Below are 18,371 nucleotides of genomic sequence, written 5' to 3' on the forward strand. Positions count from 1 at the left end.
AAGAGGCCTGCCCGATGAAACTACGTGGCCTTTACGCCATTACCGACAGCCAACTGTTGGCCGGCAAGTTCCTCGCCTACGTCGAAGCGGCATTGGACGGTGGCGTGACCCTGCTGCAGTACCGCGACAAAAGCAGCGACGAAGCCCGGCGCCTGCGCGAAGCCGAAAAACTGCGGGAGCTGTGCTCGCGCTACAAGACCCAGCTTATTATCAATGATGACTTCGACCTGGCCGCACGCCTGGGCGTCGGCGTGCACCTGGGCCAGACCGACGGCCCACTGACACCGGCCCGTGCGTTGCTCGGTTCCAAGGCGATCATCGGCGCCACCTGCCACGGCCAGATCGAACTGGCCGAACAGGCGGCAAAAGAAGGCGCCAGCTATGTCGCCTTCGGCCGCTTCTTCAATTCCAACACCAAGCCGGGCGCTCCGGCCGCCACCGTTGAAATGCTCGCCGAGGCCCGCAAGCGCCTGCATGTGCCGATCTGCGTGATCGGCGGCATCACCCTGGAAAACGCCGCACCGCTGGTGGCCCAGGGTGCCGACCTGCTGGCCGTGGTCCACGGCCTGTTCGGTGCCGACAGTACCCAGGAAGTCACGCGCCGCGCCCGCGCCTTCAACGAACTCATCAAATCCTGAATTCAGAGAGCCCTCACCATGTCTCGTTCCGAAACCCTGTTTGCCAATGCCCAGAAACACATCCCCGGCGGTGTGAACTCCCCCGTGCGTGCGTTCAAAAGCGTGGGCGGCACGCCGTTGTTCTTCAAGCATGCCGAAGGCGCCTACGTCACCGACGAAGATGACAAGCGCTACGTGGATTACGTCGGCTCCTGGGGCCCGATGATCCTCGGCCACAGCCACCCCGACGTGCTGGACGCCGTGCGCAGGCAGCTGGAACACGGCCTGTCCTACGGCGCGCCGACCGCCATGGAAACCGAGATGGCCGATCTGGTCTGCAGCATCGTGCCGTCGATGGAGATGGTGCGCATGGTCAGCTCCGGCACCGAAGCCACCATGAGTGCGATTCGCCTGGCCCGTGGTTTCACCGGCCGCGACAGCATCATCAAGTTCGAAGGCTGCTACCACGGCCATTCCGACAGCCTGCTGGTCAAAGCCGGTTCCGGCGCGCTGACCCAAGGCGTACCCAGCTCGGCCGGCGTACCGGCAGCGTTCGCCAAACACACTCTGACCCTGCCGTTCAACGACATCGGCGCCGTCGAGCAGATGCTCAGCGAAGTCGGCCAGGATGTGGCGTGCATCATCGTCGAGCCGGTGGCCGGCAACATGAACTGTGTGCCGCCCGCCCCGGGCTTTCTGGAAGGCCTGCGCGAACAGTGCGACAAGCACGGCGTGGTGCTGATTTTCGACGAAGTGATGACCGGCTTCCGCGTTGCCCTCGGCGGCGCCCAGGCGCACTACGGCGTCACGCCGGACCTGAGCACATTCGGCAAGATCATCGGGGGCGGCATGCCCGTGGGCTGCTTCGGCGGCAAGCGTGAAATCATGCAGCACATCGCGCCGCTGGGCCCGGTGTATCAGGCCGGCACGCTCTCGGGTAACCCGCTGGCCATGGCGGCCGGCCTGACCACCCTGCGCCTGATCAGCCGCCCGGGCTTCCACGCCGAGCTGACCGACTACACCACCCGCCTGCTGGACGGCCTGCAACAGCGCGCCGATGCCGCCGGTATCCCGTTCGTGACCACGCAAGCGGGCGGCATGTTTGGCCTGTACTTCAGCGGCGCCGATGACATCGTCACCTTTGATGATGTGATGGGCAGCGATGCCGACCTGTTCAAGCGCTTCTTCCACCTGATGCTGGAGGGCGGCGTGTACCTGGCGCCGAGTGCCTTCGAAGCCGGCTTCACCTCGATCGCCCATGGCGACGCCGAGCTGAAACTGACCCTGGATGCCGCCGAACGCGCCTTCGCCGCACTGAAATAAGCCGGCGCAAAAACCTGACGTCGCGGTGGGCGGCGTCAGATTCGCTACTTTGCCTACAGGCATTTCCTTATTTTTCCGAGAATTTACCTGCAATCCGGCAGATAACTTGCCTAAGCAGCAGAAAAACGAGTAAAGACTTTGTAAGCAGAGGCCTGCTTATTTCATAATGCGCGCTTATTGGATCCCCCGAGGATCCGCGCGCCCCGTCAGAGGTAAGTCGATTCCCATGAAACGCACCGGCCGCACCCTGGTACTGGGCTGCCTGTTGCTCCTTCAGCCGCTGCTGGCACATGCCCAGGCAGGCGGCAACTCGTTGTTAATCCCAGCGATGGGTCGTTGCACCCTCAATACCCAGCCGGACAGCCAGGCCGAAGCCCTGAGCGCGTGTCAGAAACAGGCCGACGGTGGGGATGCGCAGGCGCAATACGAGTTGGGCGAGTACTACCACGACAGCAAGAACCCGGCCCGTGACCTCAACAAAGCCTTGAGCTACTTCGAGAAAGCCTCGTTGCAGGGCCACGCCCAGGCGCAATTCCAATTGGGCACCATGTTCTTCAAAGGCGAAGGCGTGCCGGCCAATAACGTCCAGGCCTATATCGTGCTGAAAATGGCCGCGGTCAACGGCGCCGAAGACGCGCTGGACACTGCCGACGAAGTCGCCGAGCACATGCAACGCGATGAATTGGAAGTGGCCACCCAAGTCCTGGGGCAGATTTTCCGCAACTACCTGCTGGAGCTGCAGAGTGCCGATGGGCGCTCGCCCTTCTCACCCCTGCCCTGACACCCCGCCTACTTTTCAGGCATCGGCATCGGAAACGGCATGACATTGCTCATGCCCCGGGCTTCGCTGATCTTCGGCGTGCCCAGGCGCTCGACTTCGTCGATGCGCACGATCGAATGCATCGGCACAAAACTACGCACCACGCCTTCGAACTGGGCCTTGAGCTTTTCCTCGCCCGGGTCGACGACCAGCTGTGTGCGCTCGCCAAAGACGAACTCTTCCACTTCCAGGAAACCCCACAGATCACTTTGATAGATCTGCTTGGCGTACATTTCGAACACCTGGCCCTGGTTGAGGAAAATCACCTTATAGATTGGAGCTTCACGTTTGGTCATGGTGGGTGAGGAACACATGGGGGATATAAAAGAGGGCGCGAACTATAGCATGGCACCCGATGCACAGTGCTAGGAACCGATGGGCATGACCCCTATAATGCGCGGTTCTTTACCACCAGTTGACGATTCCCATGGCCAAGAAGCTTTATATCGAAACCCACGGTTGCCAGATGAACGAGTACGACAGCTCGCGCATGGTCGACCTGCTGGGTGAACACCAGGCCCTGGAAGTCACCGCCCGCGCCGAAGATGCCGACGTGATCCTGCTCAATACCTGCTCGATCCGCGAGCGGGCCCAGGACCGTGTGTACTCGCAGCTGGGCCGCTGGCGCGAATTGAAACTGGCCAACCCGGACATGGTGATCGCCGTCGGCGGTTGCGTGGCCAGCCAGGAAGGCGCCGCGATCCGCGACCGTGCGCCGTATGTTGATGTGGTCTTCGGCCCGCAGACCCTGCACCGCCTGCCGGAAATGATCGACGCCGCGCGCATCACCAAGCTGCCCCAGGTCGACGTCTCGTTCCCGGAAATCGAAAAATTCGACCACTTGCCCGAACCGCGCATCGATGGGCCGAGCGCCTACGTGTCGGTGATGGAAGGCTGCAGCAAGTACTGCACCTTCTGTGTGGTGCCCTACACCCGTGGCGAAGAAGTCAGCCGGCCGTTTGACGACGTGCTCGCAGAAATCATCCACCTGGCCGAAAACGGCGTGCGCGAAGTGACCCTGCTGGGCCAGAACGTCAACGGTTATCGCGGCCTGACCCACGATGGGCGCCTGGCTGACCTGGCGGAGTTGATCCGCGTGGTCGCTGCGGTGGATGGTATCGAACGCATTCGCTACACCACCTCGCACCCGCTGGAGTTCTCCGACAGCCTGATCCAGGCCCATGCCGACGTGCCGGAACTGGTCAAGCACCTGCATTTGCCGGTGCAATCGGGCTCGGACCGCATCCTCTCGGCGATGAAACGCAACCACACCGCCCTGGAATACAAATCCAAACTGCGTAAATTGCGCGCCGCAGTGCCAGGCATCTGCATCAGTTCGGACTTTATCGTCGGCTTCCCCGGCGAAACCGAGAAAGACTTCCAGCAGACCATGAAGCTGATCGAAGACGTCGGTTTCGACTTTTCCTACTCGTTCGTCTACAGCCAGCGCCCCGGCACCCCGGCGGCGGACCTGCTGGACGAAACCCCGGAAGCACTGAAAAAAGAGCGCTTGAACGCGCTGCAACATCGCCTTAACCAGCAGGGTTTCGAGATCAGCCGACAAATGGTCGGTTCGATCCAGCGCATCCTGGTCACCGACTACTCGAAAAAAGACCCTGGCGAATTGCAGGGCCGTACCGAGAACAACCGGATCGTCAACTTCCGTTGCGATAATCCGACATTGATCGGTCAGTTTGCCGACGTGCATATCGATGCGGCGCAACCGCACTCGTTGCGCGGCTCGCTGGTGCAATAAACCAAGTTTCTGTAGGAGCGAGCTTGCTCGCGAAAAACCTGAGGGCACCGCGTATATTCAGGCTGCACGCGTTATCGTTGACGTTTTTCGCGAGCAAGCTCGCTCCTACAGAATCGCCGTCAGCCAATATGCTCCGTTTAAGTGCTTTCGCACCCGGCGTGCTGGCGTTATCCTCTCTTTCACCTAAACAGCCAAAGGGCGGCTAAAAGCAACCTTGAACGCACCCATAGCAGAACCCCATCGTTTTCTCCTCGAGCCCTTTGAGGCTCGCCGTTTCGCCAACCTGTGCGGACAGTTCGACGAGCACCTGCGCCTGATCGAACAACGCCTGAGTATCGAGATCCGCAATCGCGGCAATCAGTTCGAGCTCATTGGTGAACCCCAACACACCACGTCTGCAGAAAACCTGCTGCGCCGCCTCTACCGTGAAACCAAGGGTAGCGAGCTGTCGCCGGAAACGGTGCACCTGTACCTGCAGGAGTCCGCCGTGGAAGACCTGGCCAACAACCCGGTGGCCGAAGCCAGCGTGGCCCTGCGCACCAAAAAAGGCATGATTCGCCCGCGCGGCTTGAATCAGCAGCGCTACGTCAAGGAAATCCTCGGCAACGACATCAACTTCGGCATCGGCCCCGCCGGTACCGGCAAGACCTACCTGGCCGTGGCCTGTGCGGTCGACGCCCTGGAGCGTGAGCAAGTACGCCGTATCCTGCTGGTGCGCCCAGCGGTCGAGGCCGGTGAAAAACTCGGCTTCCTGCCCGGCGACCTGGCCCAGAAGATCGACCCGTACCTGCGCCCGCTCTACGACGCGCTGTACGAGATGCTCGGCTTTGAATACGTGGCCAAGCTGATCGAGCGCCAGGTGATCGAGATCGCTCCGCTGGCCTACATGCGCGGCCGCACCTTGAACAACAGTTTCATCATCCTCGACGAAAGCCAGAACACCACCGTCGAGCAGATGAAGATGTTCCTCACCCGGATCGGTTTCGGCTCCACCGCCGTGATCACCGGTGACGTCACCCAGGTCGACCTGCCCAAGGGCACCAAGTCCGGCCTCGCCCAGGTGATCGAGGTGCTCAAGGACGTGCCGGGTATCAGCTTCACGCACTTCATGCCCAAGGACGTGGTCCGCCACCCGCTGGTGCAGCGCATTGTCGAAGCCTACGAGCGCTTCGACCACCGCGATGACGCACCGGCCAAGGACGTTCGCCGCGATGCTTGAGCTTGACCTGCAGCTGGCCACCGAAGCGCCCGCCCCCAGCGAAGAACAGCTCCGTCAATGGTGCGCCCTGGCCCTGCGCCAGCGCAGCGCCGACTCGGAACTGACCATCCGCCTGGTGGACGAGCCCGAGGGCCGCGAGCTGAACCACACCTGGCGCCAGAAGGACTACGCGACCAACGTGCTGTCGTTTCCCGCCGACGTACCCGATGAGTTGCTGGATATCCCCCTGCTGGGCGACCTGGTGATCTGCGTCGAGGTGGTCGAGCGTGAAGCGAAGGAACAAGGCAAGGAACTTGAGGCTCACTGGGCCCATCTAGTCATCCACGGCTGCTTGCATCTCTTGGGTTACGACCATATAGACGATGAAGAAGCCGAGGAAATGGAAGCGCTGGAACGAACGTTGCTTGCAGAATTGGGTCACCCGGATCCATATGCAGACGACGAAAACTGATCAACACTCAACTGTCACATCAAAGGATTTAGAGTAATCGCTATGAGCGAAGACCGATCGAGCAACGGGCAAAAGTCATGGCTGGGTAAACTGACCCAGGCTTTTGCCCACGAGCCGAAAAACCGCCAGGAGCTGCTGGAGCTGCTGCGCGAGGCCCACCAGAACAAGTTACTGGACAGCGAAGCGCTGGCCATCGTCGAAGGCGCCATCCAGGTGGCTGACCTGCAGGTTCGGGACATCATGGTCCCGCGCTCGCAGATGATCAGCATCAAGGCGACCCAGACCCCACGGGAATTCCTCCCGGCCGTGATCGACTCGGCGCACTCGCGCTACCCGGTTATCGGCGAAAGCCATGACGACGTCATGGGTGTCCTGCTGGCCAAGGACCTGCTACCGCTGATCCTCAAGGAGAACGGTGACAGCTTCAACATCAAGGACCTGCTGCGCCCGGCCACCTTCGTGCCCGAATCCAAGCGCCTGAATGTGCTGCTGCGCGAATTTCGCGCCAACCACAATCACATGGCCATTGTGATCGACGAATACGGCGGCGTGGCGGGCCTGGTGACCATCGAAGACGTGCTGGAACAGATCGTCGGCGACATCGAGGATGAGCACGACGTCGAAGAAGACAGCTATATCAAGCCGCTGCCCAGCGGTGACTTCCTGGTCAAGGCGCTGACGCCGATCGAGAACTTCAATGAGTTTTTCGACAGCGAATTCTCCGACGACGAGTTCGACACCGTCGGTGGCCTGGTGATGAGTGCGTTCGGGCACCTGCCAAAGCGTAACGAAACCACCGAGATCGGCGCCTATCGCTTCCGCATCCTGAATGCCGACAGCCGCCGCATCCACTTGATTCGCCTGACACCTATTGCCCGCTAAGGATTGATATGCGCCGTCTGACCCGCCCCGGCTGGCCCGGTAATCTGCTGGCCGTGGTGGCCGGCGCCATCACCACCCTGGCGCTGGCGCCGTTCGACCTGTGGCCGTTTGCATTGGTTGCGGTCGGATTGTTCTATGTCGGGCTGCGGGAGCTGACGCCGCGCCAGGCCCTGGGCCGTGGCTGGTGCTTCGGGTTCGGCCTGTTTGGCGCCGGCACCAGCTGGATCTACTACAGCATCCACCACTTCGGCGGCGCTTCGGTGCTGCTGGCGGGGTTCCTGATGCTGTTGTTCACCGCCGCCATTGCCTGGTTCTTCGCCCTGCCCGCCTGGCTGTGGGCGCGCTGGCTGCGTCGCAATGAAGCGCCGTTGGCGGATGCGCTCACGTTTGCCGCCTTGTGGGTCGGCCAGGAAGCCTTTCGCGGCTGGTTCCTCACCGGATTCCCGTGGTTGTACTCCGGTTACAGCCAGCTCGACGGCCCCCTCACCGGCCTGGCGCCAGTGGGCGGGATGTGGCTGATTTCCTTTGCCCTGGCACTGACGGCGGCCCTGCTGTGCAACCTGCCACGCCTGTTGGCCGGCAAACGCAATGGGTTTATCGGCGCCGGCCTGGTGTTGCTGGTAGCGCCCTGGGCCATCGGCCTGGCGCTCAAGCATCATGCCTGGACCACGCCGTCGGGCGCGCCGCTGAGCGTTGCCGCGATCCAGGGCAACGTCGAACAAAGCATGAAGTGGGACCCGGAGCAGCTCAATGCGCAGCTCGCGCTGTACCGCGACATGAGCTTCAGCTCCAAGCCGGTCGACCTGCTGGTGTGGCCGGAAACGGCGGTGCCGGTGCTCAAGGAGTCCGTCGAGGGCTACCTGGGAATGATGGGCAAGTTTGCGGCCGACCGGCACACCGCGCTGATCACCGGCGTGCCGATTCGCCAGGAAGTGCATCACCAGAAGCGCTACTTCAACGGCATCACCGTGGTGGGTGAAGGTGACGGCACCTACCTCAAGCAGAAACTGGTGCCGTTTGGCGAGTACGTGCCGCTGCAGGATATGCTGCGCGGCCTGATTGCCTTCTTCGACCTGCCCATGTCCGACTTCGCCCGTGGCCCTGCCGATCAACCGATGCTGCAAGCCAAGGGCTATCAGATTGCGCCGTTCATTTGCTACGAAGTGGTGTACCCGGAATTCGCCGCCGGCCTTTCAGCCCAGAGCGACCTGCTGATGACCATCAGCAATGACACCTGGTTCGGCCACTCCATCGGCCCTTTGCAGCACCTGCAAATGGCGCAGATGCGTGCACTGGAGGCTGGCCGCTGGATGATCCGCGCCACCAACAATGGCGTGACCGGGTTGATCAACCCGTTTGGGCAAATCACCGTGCAGATCCCGCAGTTCGAACGCGGCATCCTCTACGGCGAAGTGGTGCCGATGCACAACCTGACGCCGTACCTGCAATGGCGCTCGTGGCCGCTGATCATCGTGAGCCTGGCGCTGTTTGGTTGGGCGTTGCTGGCAGGCCGGATGGCCAAAACCGTTTAACAGCCAACGCGAAACAAAGTGTGGGAGGGGACAAGCCCCTTCCCACATTTTGATTGGCGGCGTTATCGATAGAACAACCGGTAGCCTAGCTGCCCCACCGCTTCATTGATCAACTGCCCACTCTGCCACACCGACTTGAACTCCGGCATCCAGCCGCCCAGCGGCCGGGCGTTGTCCACACCCAGGAACCCCACCGGCGCCGGCACCACGGTGAAGCCTGCCTTTTCAAAACTCCACACCGACCGCGGCATGTGCCAGGCCTGGGTCACGACCACCACACGCTTGATGCCCTCAGGCAATAGAATCCCGGCACTCATCTGCGCGTTTTCCCAGGTGGTGCGGCTGCGTTCTTCCTTCCAGCGCACATCGACGCCGAAGTCATCCTGCATCGATACCGCCATCAACTGCGCCTCGCTGGGCGGCGTGCCGTAATGCAGGCCACCGGTCGTCAACACCGGCAGCCCGGAGGCCTTGGCCAGCCGCGCGGCATACCGCTGGCGCTCCAGGCCGATACCGGTCGGCTGATCAGAACCCCATGCCGGGTCGCCGCGCTCGCGTCCCGAGCCCAGCACCACAATGGCATCGGCGCGCTGGGCCAGGGTCGACCAGTCTTCACGGGCCAACGGTGGTTCGGTCTCCAGGGCACGTGCGCCCCACTCCACCGCCACCGGCAGGCTGATCAACCACATGCCGCCAAACCCGAGGGCAAAGCAGCAGCCGGCCAAACGGGGGCGGCTGCGACGAAACCACCAGGCAAGGGCCAGCAGCAGCAAAAGAATGCCGGGTGGCAGGAGCAGTTGTTTGATGAAATAACGAATAGGCATCGGGCATCTCCATAGATGCCCGAAGCCTAAGGTGTAACGGGGTTTAGCGACAATCTTTACAGTGACATGGCACGATGATGTGTTCCTGGGGAGTGAACTACTTGAAGCGGGCGGACCGGAGCCTTTCCGGGCCACGACCGGCCGACAAGTCCTTGAGCCACACCACCTTGGCTGAGTGCGTAGGCTCTTTGGCTGGCGGGGTTGCCACCCAAGAAGGCGCACTGCGCTTATTACGTTCCAGGTAAGCTTTGATCAGTTCCAGCTCCGCACGGCTCAAGCCGCGCAGTTCCAACTCGACGGGCCGTTCATCACGCAATCGGCCCGCGGTCCTCGCTGCATCCAATGCACGACCCAATCGGTCGATCAGTCCTTCGTAGATTTCCGGTTTCGTTGCGATTCGCTGCGATTCAACCATCCCCTCACCTCATTGAAGAAAGACTTGCTCCCCAATAAACAGCGTAGCCCCCGTGGGTGCGCCTGCCCGGCGCCGCGACAGACGGCCCTTGCCGCGCAATCAGGGTTTCCCTCGATAGAGTGGGGTCATGTATGCTACGGCGCTTCCTGTAACTCCACTTCCCGCAGGGTTTGGGCACGGACGCGCCACTTTTTGGTGTCGAACAACCTGAACGTTGCACCGAAGAGGATTAGGCCACCCCTATTCAGTTCAAAAGTAGCCATGCACGAACAATATCAGCCCCGTGAAATAGAAAATGCCGCCCAAACCTTCTGGGACGAGCAAAAGTCCTTTGAAGTCAGTGAACAGCCAGGCAAGGAGACGTTCTATTGCCTGTCGATGTTCCCTTACCCCAGCGGCAAGCTACACATGGGGCATGTGCGTAACTACACCATCGGCGACGTCATCTCCCGCTACCAGCGCATGCAAGGCAAGAACGTCCTGCAACCCATGGGTTGGGACGCCTTCGGCATGCCGGCGGAAAACGCCGCGATGAAAAACAACGTGGCCCCTGCCAAGTGGACCTACGAAAACATCGCCTACATGAAGACCCAGCTGCGCAGCCTGGGCCTGGCGGTGGACTGGTCCCGCGAAGTCACCACCTGCAAGCCGGATTACTACCGTTGGGAACAATGGCTGTTCACCCGCCTGTTCGAAAAAGGGGTGATCTACAAAAAAAGCGGCACCGTGAACTGGGACCCTGTCGACCAGACCGTCCTCGCCAACGAACAGGTGATCGACGGTCGCGGCTGGCGCTCCGGCGCGCTGATCGAAAAGCGCGAAATCCCGATGTACTACTTCAAGATCACCGCCTACGCGGATGAACTGTTGTCGAGCCTCGACGATTTGCCGGGCTGGCCTGAACAGGTCAAGACCATGCAGCGCAACTGGATCGGCAAGTCAAAGGGCATGGAAGTGCAGTTCCCGTACAACGTCGACTCCATCGGCGAAGCGGGCGCACTCAAAGTCTTCACCACCCGTCCGGACACCCTGATGGGCGCGACCTACGTCGCCGTGGCTGCCGAGCACCCGTTGGCCACCCAGGCCGCACAGAACAATCCTGAGCTGCAGGCGTTCATCGCCGAATGCAAAGGTGGCAGCGTGGCCGAAGCCGATGTCGCCACCCAGGAGAAAAAAGGCCTGCCGACCGGCCTGTTCGTCGAGCACCCGCTCACCGGCGAGAAGTTGCCGGTATGGGTCGCCAACTACGTGCTGATGCACTACGGCGATGGCGCAGTAATGGCTGTGCCGGCCCACGACGAGCGCGATTTTGAATTTGCGGTCAAATACAACCTGCCGATCAAGTCCGTGGTCCGGACCAGTTCGGGCGACACCAACCCGGCCCCATGGCAGGACGCTTACAACGAGCACGGCACGCTGATCAACTCCGGTGAGTTCGACGGCCTGGACTTCGCCGGTGCCTTCGACGCCATCGAAGTGGCACTGATCAAGAAGAACCTCGGTGCCTCGCGCACCCAGTTCCGCCTGCGCGACTGGGGCATCAGCCGCCAGCGCTACTGGGGCTGCCCGATCCCGATCATCCACTGCCAGACCTGCGGTGACGTACCGGTGCCGGAAGACCAGTTGCCGGTCGTCCTGCCGGAAGACGTGGTGCCGGACGGCGCCGGTTCGCCATTGGCGCGCATGCCCGAGTTCTACGAATGCAGTTGCCCGAAATGCGGCCAGCCTGCCAAGCGTGAAACCGACACCATGGACACCTTCGTCGAGTCCTCGTGGTACTACGCCCGCTATGCCTCGCCGCACTACGAGGGCGGCCTGGTAGAGAAATCCGCAGCCGACCACTGGTTGCCGGTGGATCAGTACATCGGCGGTATCGAACACGCCATCCTTCACCTGCTGTATGCGCGCTTCTTCCACAAGCTGATGCGCGACGAAGGCCTGGTGAGTTCCAACGAACCGTTCAAGAACCTGCTGACCCAGGGCATGGTGATCGCCGAGACCTACTATCGTCGCGAAGCCAATGGCGCCTACACCTGGTTCAACCCGGCGGACGTCGAGCTCGAGCGCGACAGCAAGGCCAAGGTCATCAGCGCCAGACTGATCGCCGACGGCCTGCCGGTGGAAATCGGCGGCACCGAGAAGATGGCCAAGTCGAAGAACAACGGCGTCGACCCTCAGTCGATGATCGACCAGTTCGGCGCCGACACCTGCCGCCTGTTCATGATGTTCGCCTCGCCGCCTGACATGAGCGCCGAATGGTCCGATTCCGGCGTCGAAGGCTCGCACCGTTTCCTCAAGCGCGTCTGGCGCCTGGCGCACGCCCATGTCAGCCAGGGCCTGCCGGCCAAGCTGGACGTGGCGTCGTTGAGCGACGAGCAGAAACTCATTCGCCGCAGCACCCACCTGGCCATCAAGCAAGCCAGCCAGGACGTGGGCCAGAACCACAAGTTCAACACCGCCATCGCCCAGGTGATGACGCTGATGAACGTGCTGGAAAAAGCCCCGCAAGCCACCGCACAGGATCGCGCACTGCTACAGGAAGGCCTGGAGACGGTCACCCTGCTGCTGGCGCCGATCACGCCGCACATCAGCCACGAACTGTGGAGCCGCCTGGGCCACACAGATGCTGTGATTGATGCGCGCTGGCCAGTACAGGATGACAGCGCCCTGGTACAGGACACGCTGCAACTGGTGATCCAGGTCAACGGTAAACTGCGCGGCCAGATCGACATGCCGGCCAGTGCCAGCCGTGAAGAAGTCGAAGCGGCCGCACGGGTCAACGAGAACGTACTGCGCTTTACCGAAGGCCTGACGATCCGCAAGGTGATCGTGGTGCCTGGCAAACTGGTCAATATCGTCGCTAGCTAATCGGATCGGGCGTGGGGCTCAAGCCCTGCGCCGAACAAAGCCTTCAGGGCCTCGATAAGGCCCACATGGTTTCAAGGGGAGCAACAAAATGATCAAACGCAATCTGCTGGTTATGGGTCTCGCCGTACTGCTGAGCGCTTGCGGCTTCCAGCTGCGCGGCACCGGCACCAATAACCTGACGATCAAGGAACTGGACCTCAGCGCTCGCGACGCCTACAGCGAAACAGTGACCCAACTGCGGCAGGTCCTGGAAAACAGCGGCGTGCACGTCTATACCGGCGCGACCTACAAGCTGTTCCTGGCTAACGAGAAAGAAACCCAGCGCAGCCTGAGCTACGCCAGCGCCGGGCGTGCGTCCGATGTCGAACTGAGCACCGTGCTCAGTTTTGAAATCCAGGGCCGCGACCACCTGCCGTTGATGAATGACAACATCCAGGTGCAGAAGATCGTCAGCCACGACGGTAACAACCTGGTGGGTTCGGACTCCGAAATCATCCAGGTACGCCAGGAAATGCGTCGCGAACTGGTGCAACGCATGATGCTGCGCCTGTCGATGCTGACTCCGCAACAACTCGAAACCTTGCAGCAACGTGCTGACGACAAGGCCAAGGCCGATGCCGACGCGCTGAAAGCAGCGAAAGAGTACGAAGACAACACGCCGAAACAATCGCCTGTTGAAGTCCCTGTCGAGTAAGCCAGACGGGGCGCCCCAGGCGCCCCGTTCACCCTGCCTATGAAACTCGCCCCCGCCCAGCTCGCCAAACACCTGCAAGGTGGTCTCGCGCCTGTCTACATCGTCAGCGGTGATGACCCGCTGTTGTGCCAGGAAGCCGCCGACGCCATCCGTACCGCCGCACGCCAGCAGGGCTTCGATGAACGCCAGGTATTCAGCGCCGACGCCAGTTTCGACTGGGGCACGCTGCTGCAAGCCGGGGCAAGCATGTCGCTGTTCGCCGAAAAACGCCTGCTGGAGCTGCGCCTGCCGTCGGGCAAGCCCGGTGATAAGGGCGCGGCTGCACTGATGGAATACTGCTCGCGGCCCGCCGAAGACACGGTGTTGCTGATCAGCCTGCCCAAGCTCGACGGCAGCGCGCAGAAGACCAAGTGGGGCAAGGCCCTGGTGGAAGGGGCGCAGACCCAGTTCATCCAGATCTGGCCAGTGGACAGCAATCAGCTGCCGCAATGGATTCGCCAACGCCTGTCACAGGCGGGACTGTCCGCAACACAGGATGCAGTGGAGCTGATCGCGGCGCGGGTCGAAGGCAACTTGCTTGCCGCCGCCCAGGAGATCGAAAAGCTCAAGCTGATGGCCGAAGACGGGCAGATTACCGTCGAGACCGTCCAGGGCGCCGTGGCAGACAGTGCACGTTTTGACGTGTTCGGGCTGGTGGATGCGATTCTCAATGGCGAGCCCGCCCATGCCCTGCGCATGCTCGAAGGCCTGCGTGGCGAAGGTGTGGAGCCACCGGTGATTCTCTGGGCCCTGGCCCGGGAACTACGGGTATTGGCCAATATTGCCCTGCAATACAGCCAGGGCACGCCGCTGGACAAGTGCTTCAGCCAGGCGCGACCACCGGTGTGGGACAAGCGCAAACCCCTGATGAGCAAAGCCCTGCAACGGCACTCGGCGCAACGCTGGGCGCAGCTGTTGCTGGAAGCGCAGCGCATTGATGCACAGATCAAGGGCCAGGCCGCGGGTTCACCGTGGATGAGCTTGAGCCGTTTATCGCTGTTGATGGCCGGACAACGCCTGGCACTTCCCGCCGAATAACCCCTCTCTTAAAAACACTGCAAAACCAATGTGGGAGGGGGCTTGCCCCCGATAGCGGCGTGTCAGCCACTGCATTGTTGACTGAGCCACAGCTATCGGGAGCAAGCCCCCTCCCACATTTTTGACTGGGTTTACAATTCATGGGCTTTACAGCGACCTGACTTCGGCAGATTATTTGCGCCGCACCTCCCCCTATCAAGAGCATCGACCATGAGCAAAAAGCCATCCAAGCATGGCCCCAACAAGGCCAAATCCATCATCGCCCAGCCACTGTTCCGCAGCCGTCAGGAACGCGCCGGCAAGGGCAAAGGCAGCTACCGCCGCGAAGCCTTCCAGTCTAATAGCTGGGAGGCTTCTTACTTTCTGGCTGCCTGAAGGCAAGCGCCCCTCTGGCATGATAAGGTCTGTGCCTGATTTGTAATTCCTGGACCTGTGCATGCCCTCTTGTCTTTCCCGTCGTTGGCACCTTCGCCAATTGATCGCTGCCTCCAGCCTCATTCTGCTTGTCGCCTGCGCGGAAAAACCCACCGCCGCCGATGCCCAACCCTTGCCGAAGCTCCAGACCGCCCCCGTGGCAGCCCCTGCCGTGGTGGCCCCACTGGCCGTGGACAATCTCGACATCCAACCGACCCAGACCTTTGCTGAATGGCAGGCCGGTTTTCGCGCGCAAGCCCTGCAAGCCGGCATCACGGCCGACGTATTCGACACCGCATTCGCCAATGTCACCCCCGATATGGCGGTGATCCGCGCCGACCGCAGCCAGCCGGAGTTTTCCCGCCCTGTGTGGGAATACCTCGACGGCGCCCTGTCGCCCGTGCGCGTACGCAATGGCCAGGCACTGCTGGTCAAGTACGCTGACATCCTGCAAAGCATCGAGCAGCGTTATGGCGTCGACCGCCAGGCGCTGGTCTCGGTATGGGGCATGGAAAGTAACTTCGGCCAGTTCCAGGGCAATAATTCGGTGATCCGCTCCCTGGCCACCCTGGCCTATGAAGGCCGTCGCCCGGCCTTTGCCCAGGCGCAATTGCTGGCGGCGTTGCAGATCATCCAGCACGGCGACATCGCCGCTGACCAGATGAAAGGCTCCTGGGCCGGGGCCATGGGCCAGACCCAGTTCATTCCGACCACTTACAACACCCACGCGGTAGACTTCGATGGCGACGGTCGTCGCGACATCTGGAACAGCCCGGCCGACGCCCTCGCATCGACCGCGCACTACCTGCAAAGCTCCGGCTGGCAGAAAGGCCAGCCGTGGGGCTTTGAAGTCAAGCAATTGCCGGCGAACTTCGACTACGCCCTGGCTGACGGCGGCGTGCGCAAGAGCATTGCCGATTGGATGAAACTGGGCATTCAGCTGCCACCGGGCGCGAGCATGCCGCCGAACGTCGACCAACTGTCCGCTGCCCTGCTGCTGCCGGCAGGCTACCGTGGCCCGGCGTTCCTGGTGCTGGATAACTTCCGTGCGATCCTCAAGTACAACAACTCGTCGTCCTACGCACTGGCGGTGGGCCTGTTGTCGGAGCGCTTTGGCGGCGGCGGTGTGATCCGTGGTGACTGGCCCAAGGATGAGCTGCCGCTGAGTCGCTCCCAGCGCATTGATCTGCAGACGGCGTTGAGTGCCAACGGTTATGACGCAGGCAACCCGGATGGGATTATCGGCGCCAACACCCGCAAGGCGATTCGGGCGGCGCAGCAGGCGTTGGGCTGGCCGGCGGACGGGTATCCAACGGTGAAGTTGCTGGAGTCGCTGCAAAACCGATAGATCCGCGTATGGCGACTGCCGCAATCGGGGCAAGCCCCGATTGCGGTTTAGCAAACGCCAGCAGATTCAGGACCTGAAGACCACATCCTGCTCCAACACCACCTGCTGCTCCCCCGCATCCAGCCGTACCAACGCACCCATCGGCAGCGTCAGGTTCGGATCGCAATGCCCGCTGCGCCAGCCGGCCAGCACCGGTATGCGCAACGGCTCGAACGTCTGCTTCAGCAAGCGCTCCAGCGCAACGTTATCCACACCCGCCACATCCCCGACCAGTACCCCGGCGACCTGGGCCAACTTGCCCGCCAGGCGCAGGTGGGTCAGCAGACGGTCGATGCGGTAGATCGGCTCGTTGACGTCTTCGATAAACAGGATGATGCCTTCTGCGTCGATTTCGTATGGTGTGCCCATGACCGCCGCAATCATCGACAGGTTACCCCCCAGCAAGCGCCCACAGGCAATGCCAGGCTCGATCGTGGTCAGCGGGTACGCCACCGGGTGCGCCAGTACGCTGCCGGCGCCCAACTGGCCGCGCAGAAGGCTGAACAATGACGACTCGGTAGGGGGTTGCTTGCCGCCGAGCAGGTCGGCGTTGAGCATCGGGCCGTGGAAGGTCACGAAACCGGCGTAACGGTTGATTGCCAGGTGCAGGGCGGTGATGTCGCTATAGCCGACGAACGGCTTGGGATTGGCACGCAGCAGGTCGAAATCCAGCGCGTCGAGCAGCCGTGGCGTGCCGTAACCACCACGCAGACACAAGATAGCGTCGATATGCGGATCGGCAAAAGCCGCGTGCAGGTCACGCAGGCGCACGGCATCGCTGCCGGCGAGGTAGCCGTCGCGCTCATAGACACCGGGAAAAATTCGCAGATCGTAGCCGCGCGTGCGCATCCATTGGCCGGCCTTTTCAACGTCCAGCACGGCGGGGCCGGCGGGGGCGATCAGGGCGATGGTGCCTTCAGAACGAAGGGCTGGAACGGCGGCAGTCATACACAACTCTCCCTAACTAACGCGGAGCGAAATGTGGGAGGGGGCTTGCCCCCGATAGCGGTGGATCAGCCAGCACATGTGGCGACTGACATACCGCAATCGGGGGCAAGCCCCCTCCCACACTGGGTCTGAACCCCGATCAGGAAACCAGGCTAGCCTTGACCAGCTTGGCCTGCTCATCGGCGTGGTACGAAGAACGTACCAGCGGGCCCGAGGCGACGTTCTTGAAGCCCATCTTGTAGCCTTCCTCGGCGAACCAGGCGAAGGTGTCCGGGTGCACGAAACGCTGCACCGGCAAGTGGCTGCGCGACGGTTGCAGGTATTGGCCCAGGGTCAGCATGTCGATGTCGTGTTCGCGCATGCGCTTCATGACTTCGATCACTTCTTCGTCGGTCTCGCCCAGGCCGAGCATCAAGCCGGATTTGGTCGGGATGTGCGGCATCATCTGCTTGAATTTCTGCAGCAGGGTCAGCGACCACTGGTAGTCCGAACCTGGACGCGCAGCCTTGTACAGGCGTGGCACGGTTTCCAGGTTGTGGTTGAACACATCCGGCGGCTCGGCAGCGGTGATTTCCAGCGCAACGTCCATGCGGCCACGGTAGTCAGGCACCAGGGTCTCGAGCATCACGTTCGGCGACAGTTTGCGGATTTCGCGGATGCAGTCGGCAAAGTGCTGGGCACCGCCGTCGCGCAGGTCATCACGGTCAACCGAGGTGATCACAACGTATTTGAGTTTCAGGTCGGCAATGGCGATGGCCAGGCTTTCCGGTTCGTTGACGTCCAGTGGCTTCGGCCGGCCATGGCCGACGTCGCAGAACGGGCAACGACGGGTACAGATGTCACCCATGATCATGAAGGTGGCGGTGCCGCCGGAGAAGCACTCGCCCAGGTTCGGGCAGGAGGCTTCTTCGCACACGCTGTGTAGCTTGTGCTTGCGCAGCAGGGCCTTGATACGGTCGACTTCCGGCGAAACCGGGATGCGCACGCGGATCCAGTCGGGCTTCTTCGGCAACTCGGTGGTCGGGATGATCTTGACCGGGATGCGTGCAACCTTCTCGGCGCCGCGCAGCTTGACGCCGGCTTCCACCTTGGCACGCGGGGCCGGGGCCGGACGCTCGGTGATGTCCAGCGTCGGGATCATGGT

General features: G+C 61.9%; 18 protein-coding genes and 1 pseudogene. 13 read left to right on the plus strand and 6 right to left on the minus strand.

The window, feature by feature from the left end:
- The first annotated feature begins 14 nt into the window (after positions 1-14).
- From thiE to J3D60_RS17450, 3 genes are all read left to right on the plus strand, one after another.
- Positions 15-638, plus strand: coding sequence for a thiamine phosphate synthase (gene thiE / locus J3D60_RS17440; RefSeq protein WP_065938355.1), 624 nt, complete (start codon positions 15-17; stop codon positions 636-638).
- An 18-nt stretch (positions 639-656) separates the two neighbouring features.
- A complete protein-coding gene (gene hemL / locus J3D60_RS17445) occupies positions 657-1,940 on the plus strand; it encodes a glutamate-1-semialdehyde 2,1-aminomutase (RefSeq protein ID WP_108574253.1) in 1,284 nt (427 codons plus the stop codon).
- A gap of 226 nt (positions 1,941-2,166) precedes the next feature.
- Entirely contained in the window at positions 2,167-2,721 is a 555-nt protein-coding gene (locus J3D60_RS17450; protein ID WP_065924979.1) for a tetratricopeptide repeat protein, read from the plus strand.
- 8 nt (positions 2,722-2,729) lie between these two features.
- Here J3D60_RS17450 and J3D60_RS17455 read toward each other — a convergent pair whose 3' ends face one another.
- Positions 2,730-3,056 carry a DUF1820 family protein gene (locus J3D60_RS17455; protein ID WP_003215457.1) on the minus strand — a complete coding sequence of 109 codons (327 nt, stop codon included), beginning with the start codon at positions 3,054-3,056 and terminating at the stop codon, positions 2,730-2,732.
- A gap of 131 nt (positions 3,057-3,187) precedes the next feature.
- Here J3D60_RS17455 and miaB point away from each other — a divergent pair, with 131 nt between their 5' ends.
- Entirely contained in the window at positions 3,188-4,516 is a 1,329-nt protein-coding gene (miaB, locus tag J3D60_RS17460) for a tRNA (N6-isopentenyl adenosine(37)-C2)-methylthiotransferase MiaB (RefSeq protein WP_027605252.1), read from the plus strand.
- 10 nt (positions 4,517-4,526) lie between these two features.
- Here miaB and J3D60_RS17465 read toward each other — a convergent pair.
- Positions 4,527-4,613, minus strand: a pseudogene (locus J3D60_RS17465) (outer membrane lipoprotein carrier protein LolA); the annotation flags it as partial.
- A 117-nt stretch (positions 4,614-4,730) separates the two neighbouring features.
- Between J3D60_RS17465 and J3D60_RS17470 the strand changes: the two are divergent.
- Genes J3D60_RS17470 through lnt form a run of 4 tightly spaced genes read left to right on the plus strand, consistent with a single transcriptional unit; the run spans position 4,731 to position 8,600 of the window.
- Positions 4,731-5,735: a PhoH family protein gene (locus J3D60_RS17470; protein WP_053138073.1), complete on the plus strand. Its 1,005-nt coding sequence runs from the start codon at positions 4,731-4,733 to the stop codon at positions 5,733-5,735.
- On the plus strand, positions 5,728-6,186 hold the full coding sequence (gene ybeY / locus J3D60_RS17475) for an rRNA maturation RNase YbeY (RefSeq protein ID WP_253492171.1): 459 nt from the start codon (positions 5,728-5,730) through the stop codon (positions 6,184-6,186). Before J3D60_RS17470 ends, ybeY begins: the two co-directional genes overlap by 8 nt.
- 42 nt (positions 6,187-6,228) lie before the next feature.
- Positions 6,229-7,068 (plus strand): HlyC/CorC family transporter, encoded by an 840-nt coding sequence (locus tag J3D60_RS17480; protein ID WP_005791724.1) that lies wholly within the window; start codon positions 6,229-6,231, stop codon positions 7,066-7,068.
- Positions 7,069-7,076: 8 nt separating this feature from the next.
- Positions 7,077-8,600 carry an apolipoprotein N-acyltransferase gene (lnt, locus tag J3D60_RS17485; RefSeq protein ID WP_253492172.1) on the plus strand — a complete coding sequence of 508 codons (1,524 nt, stop codon included), beginning with the start codon at positions 7,077-7,079 and terminating at the stop codon, positions 8,598-8,600.
- A gap of 62 nt (positions 8,601-8,662) precedes the next feature.
- On the opposite strand, the gene J3D60_RS17490 is transcribed toward lnt, so the two are convergent.
- Together J3D60_RS17490 and J3D60_RS17495 are read right to left on the minus strand one after the other, a co-directional pair.
- Positions 8,663-9,424: a YdcF family protein gene (locus J3D60_RS17490; protein ID WP_141156094.1), complete on the minus strand. Its 762-nt coding sequence runs from the start codon at positions 9,422-9,424 to the stop codon at positions 8,663-8,665.
- A 97-nt stretch (positions 9,425-9,521) separates the two neighbouring features.
- Positions 9,522-9,839: a hypothetical protein gene (locus J3D60_RS17495; RefSeq protein ID WP_065924874.1), complete on the minus strand. Its 318-nt coding sequence runs from the start codon at positions 9,837-9,839 to the stop codon at positions 9,522-9,524.
- Positions 9,840-10,100: 261 nt separating this feature from the next.
- Here J3D60_RS17495 and leuS point away from each other — a divergent pair, with 261 nt between their 5' ends.
- The 5 genes from leuS (at position 10,101) to J3D60_RS17520 (ending at position 16,240) form a co-directional block, all read left to right on the plus strand.
- Positions 10,101-12,707, plus strand: a complete 2,607-nt coding sequence (gene leuS, locus J3D60_RS17500; RefSeq protein ID WP_065938360.1) for a leucine--tRNA ligase — start codon at positions 10,101-10,103, stop codon at positions 12,705-12,707.
- Between the two features lie 88 nt (positions 12,708-12,795).
- On the plus strand, positions 12,796-13,401 hold the full coding sequence (gene lptE, locus J3D60_RS17505; RefSeq protein WP_065938361.1) for an LPS assembly lipoprotein LptE: 606 nt from the start codon (positions 12,796-12,798) through the stop codon (positions 13,399-13,401).
- Positions 13,402-13,440: 39 nt separating this feature from the next.
- A complete protein-coding gene (holA, locus tag J3D60_RS17510; RefSeq protein WP_065938362.1) occupies positions 13,441-14,478 on the plus strand; it encodes a DNA polymerase III subunit delta in 1,038 nt (345 codons plus the stop codon).
- Positions 14,479-14,688: 210 nt separating this feature from the next.
- The gene (gene arfA / locus J3D60_RS17515) at positions 14,689-14,853 is read left to right on the plus strand and encodes an alternative ribosome rescue factor ArfA (RefSeq protein WP_003176285.1); all 165 of its coding nucleotides are present in this window, start codon (positions 14,689-14,691) and stop codon (positions 14,851-14,853) included.
- Between the two features lie 61 nt (positions 14,854-14,914).
- Entirely contained in the window at positions 14,915-16,240 is a 1,326-nt protein-coding gene (locus J3D60_RS17520) for a lytic murein transglycosylase (protein WP_065938363.1), read from the plus strand.
- A gap of 66 nt (positions 16,241-16,306) precedes the next feature.
- Here J3D60_RS17520 and J3D60_RS17525 read toward each other — a convergent pair whose 3' ends face one another.
- Together J3D60_RS17525 and lipA are read right to left on the minus strand one after the other, a co-directional pair.
- Complete coding sequence (locus J3D60_RS17525; protein WP_065938364.1) at positions 16,307-17,227, minus strand: LD-carboxypeptidase; 921 nt, start codon at positions 17,225-17,227, stop codon at positions 16,307-16,309.
- A gap of 139 nt (positions 17,228-17,366) precedes the next feature.
- Positions 17,367-18,368: a lipoyl synthase gene (gene lipA / locus J3D60_RS17530; RefSeq protein ID WP_057444888.1), complete on the minus strand. Its 1,002-nt coding sequence runs from the start codon at positions 18,366-18,368 to the stop codon at positions 17,367-17,369.
- Positions 18,369-18,371: the final 3 nt, after the last annotated feature.

The sequence above is a fragment of the Pseudomonas sp. S3E17 genome, assembly GCF_024168685.1.
Taxonomy (GTDB): Bacteria; Pseudomonadota; Gammaproteobacteria; order Pseudomonadales; family Pseudomonadaceae; genus Aquipseudomonas; species Aquipseudomonas marginalis.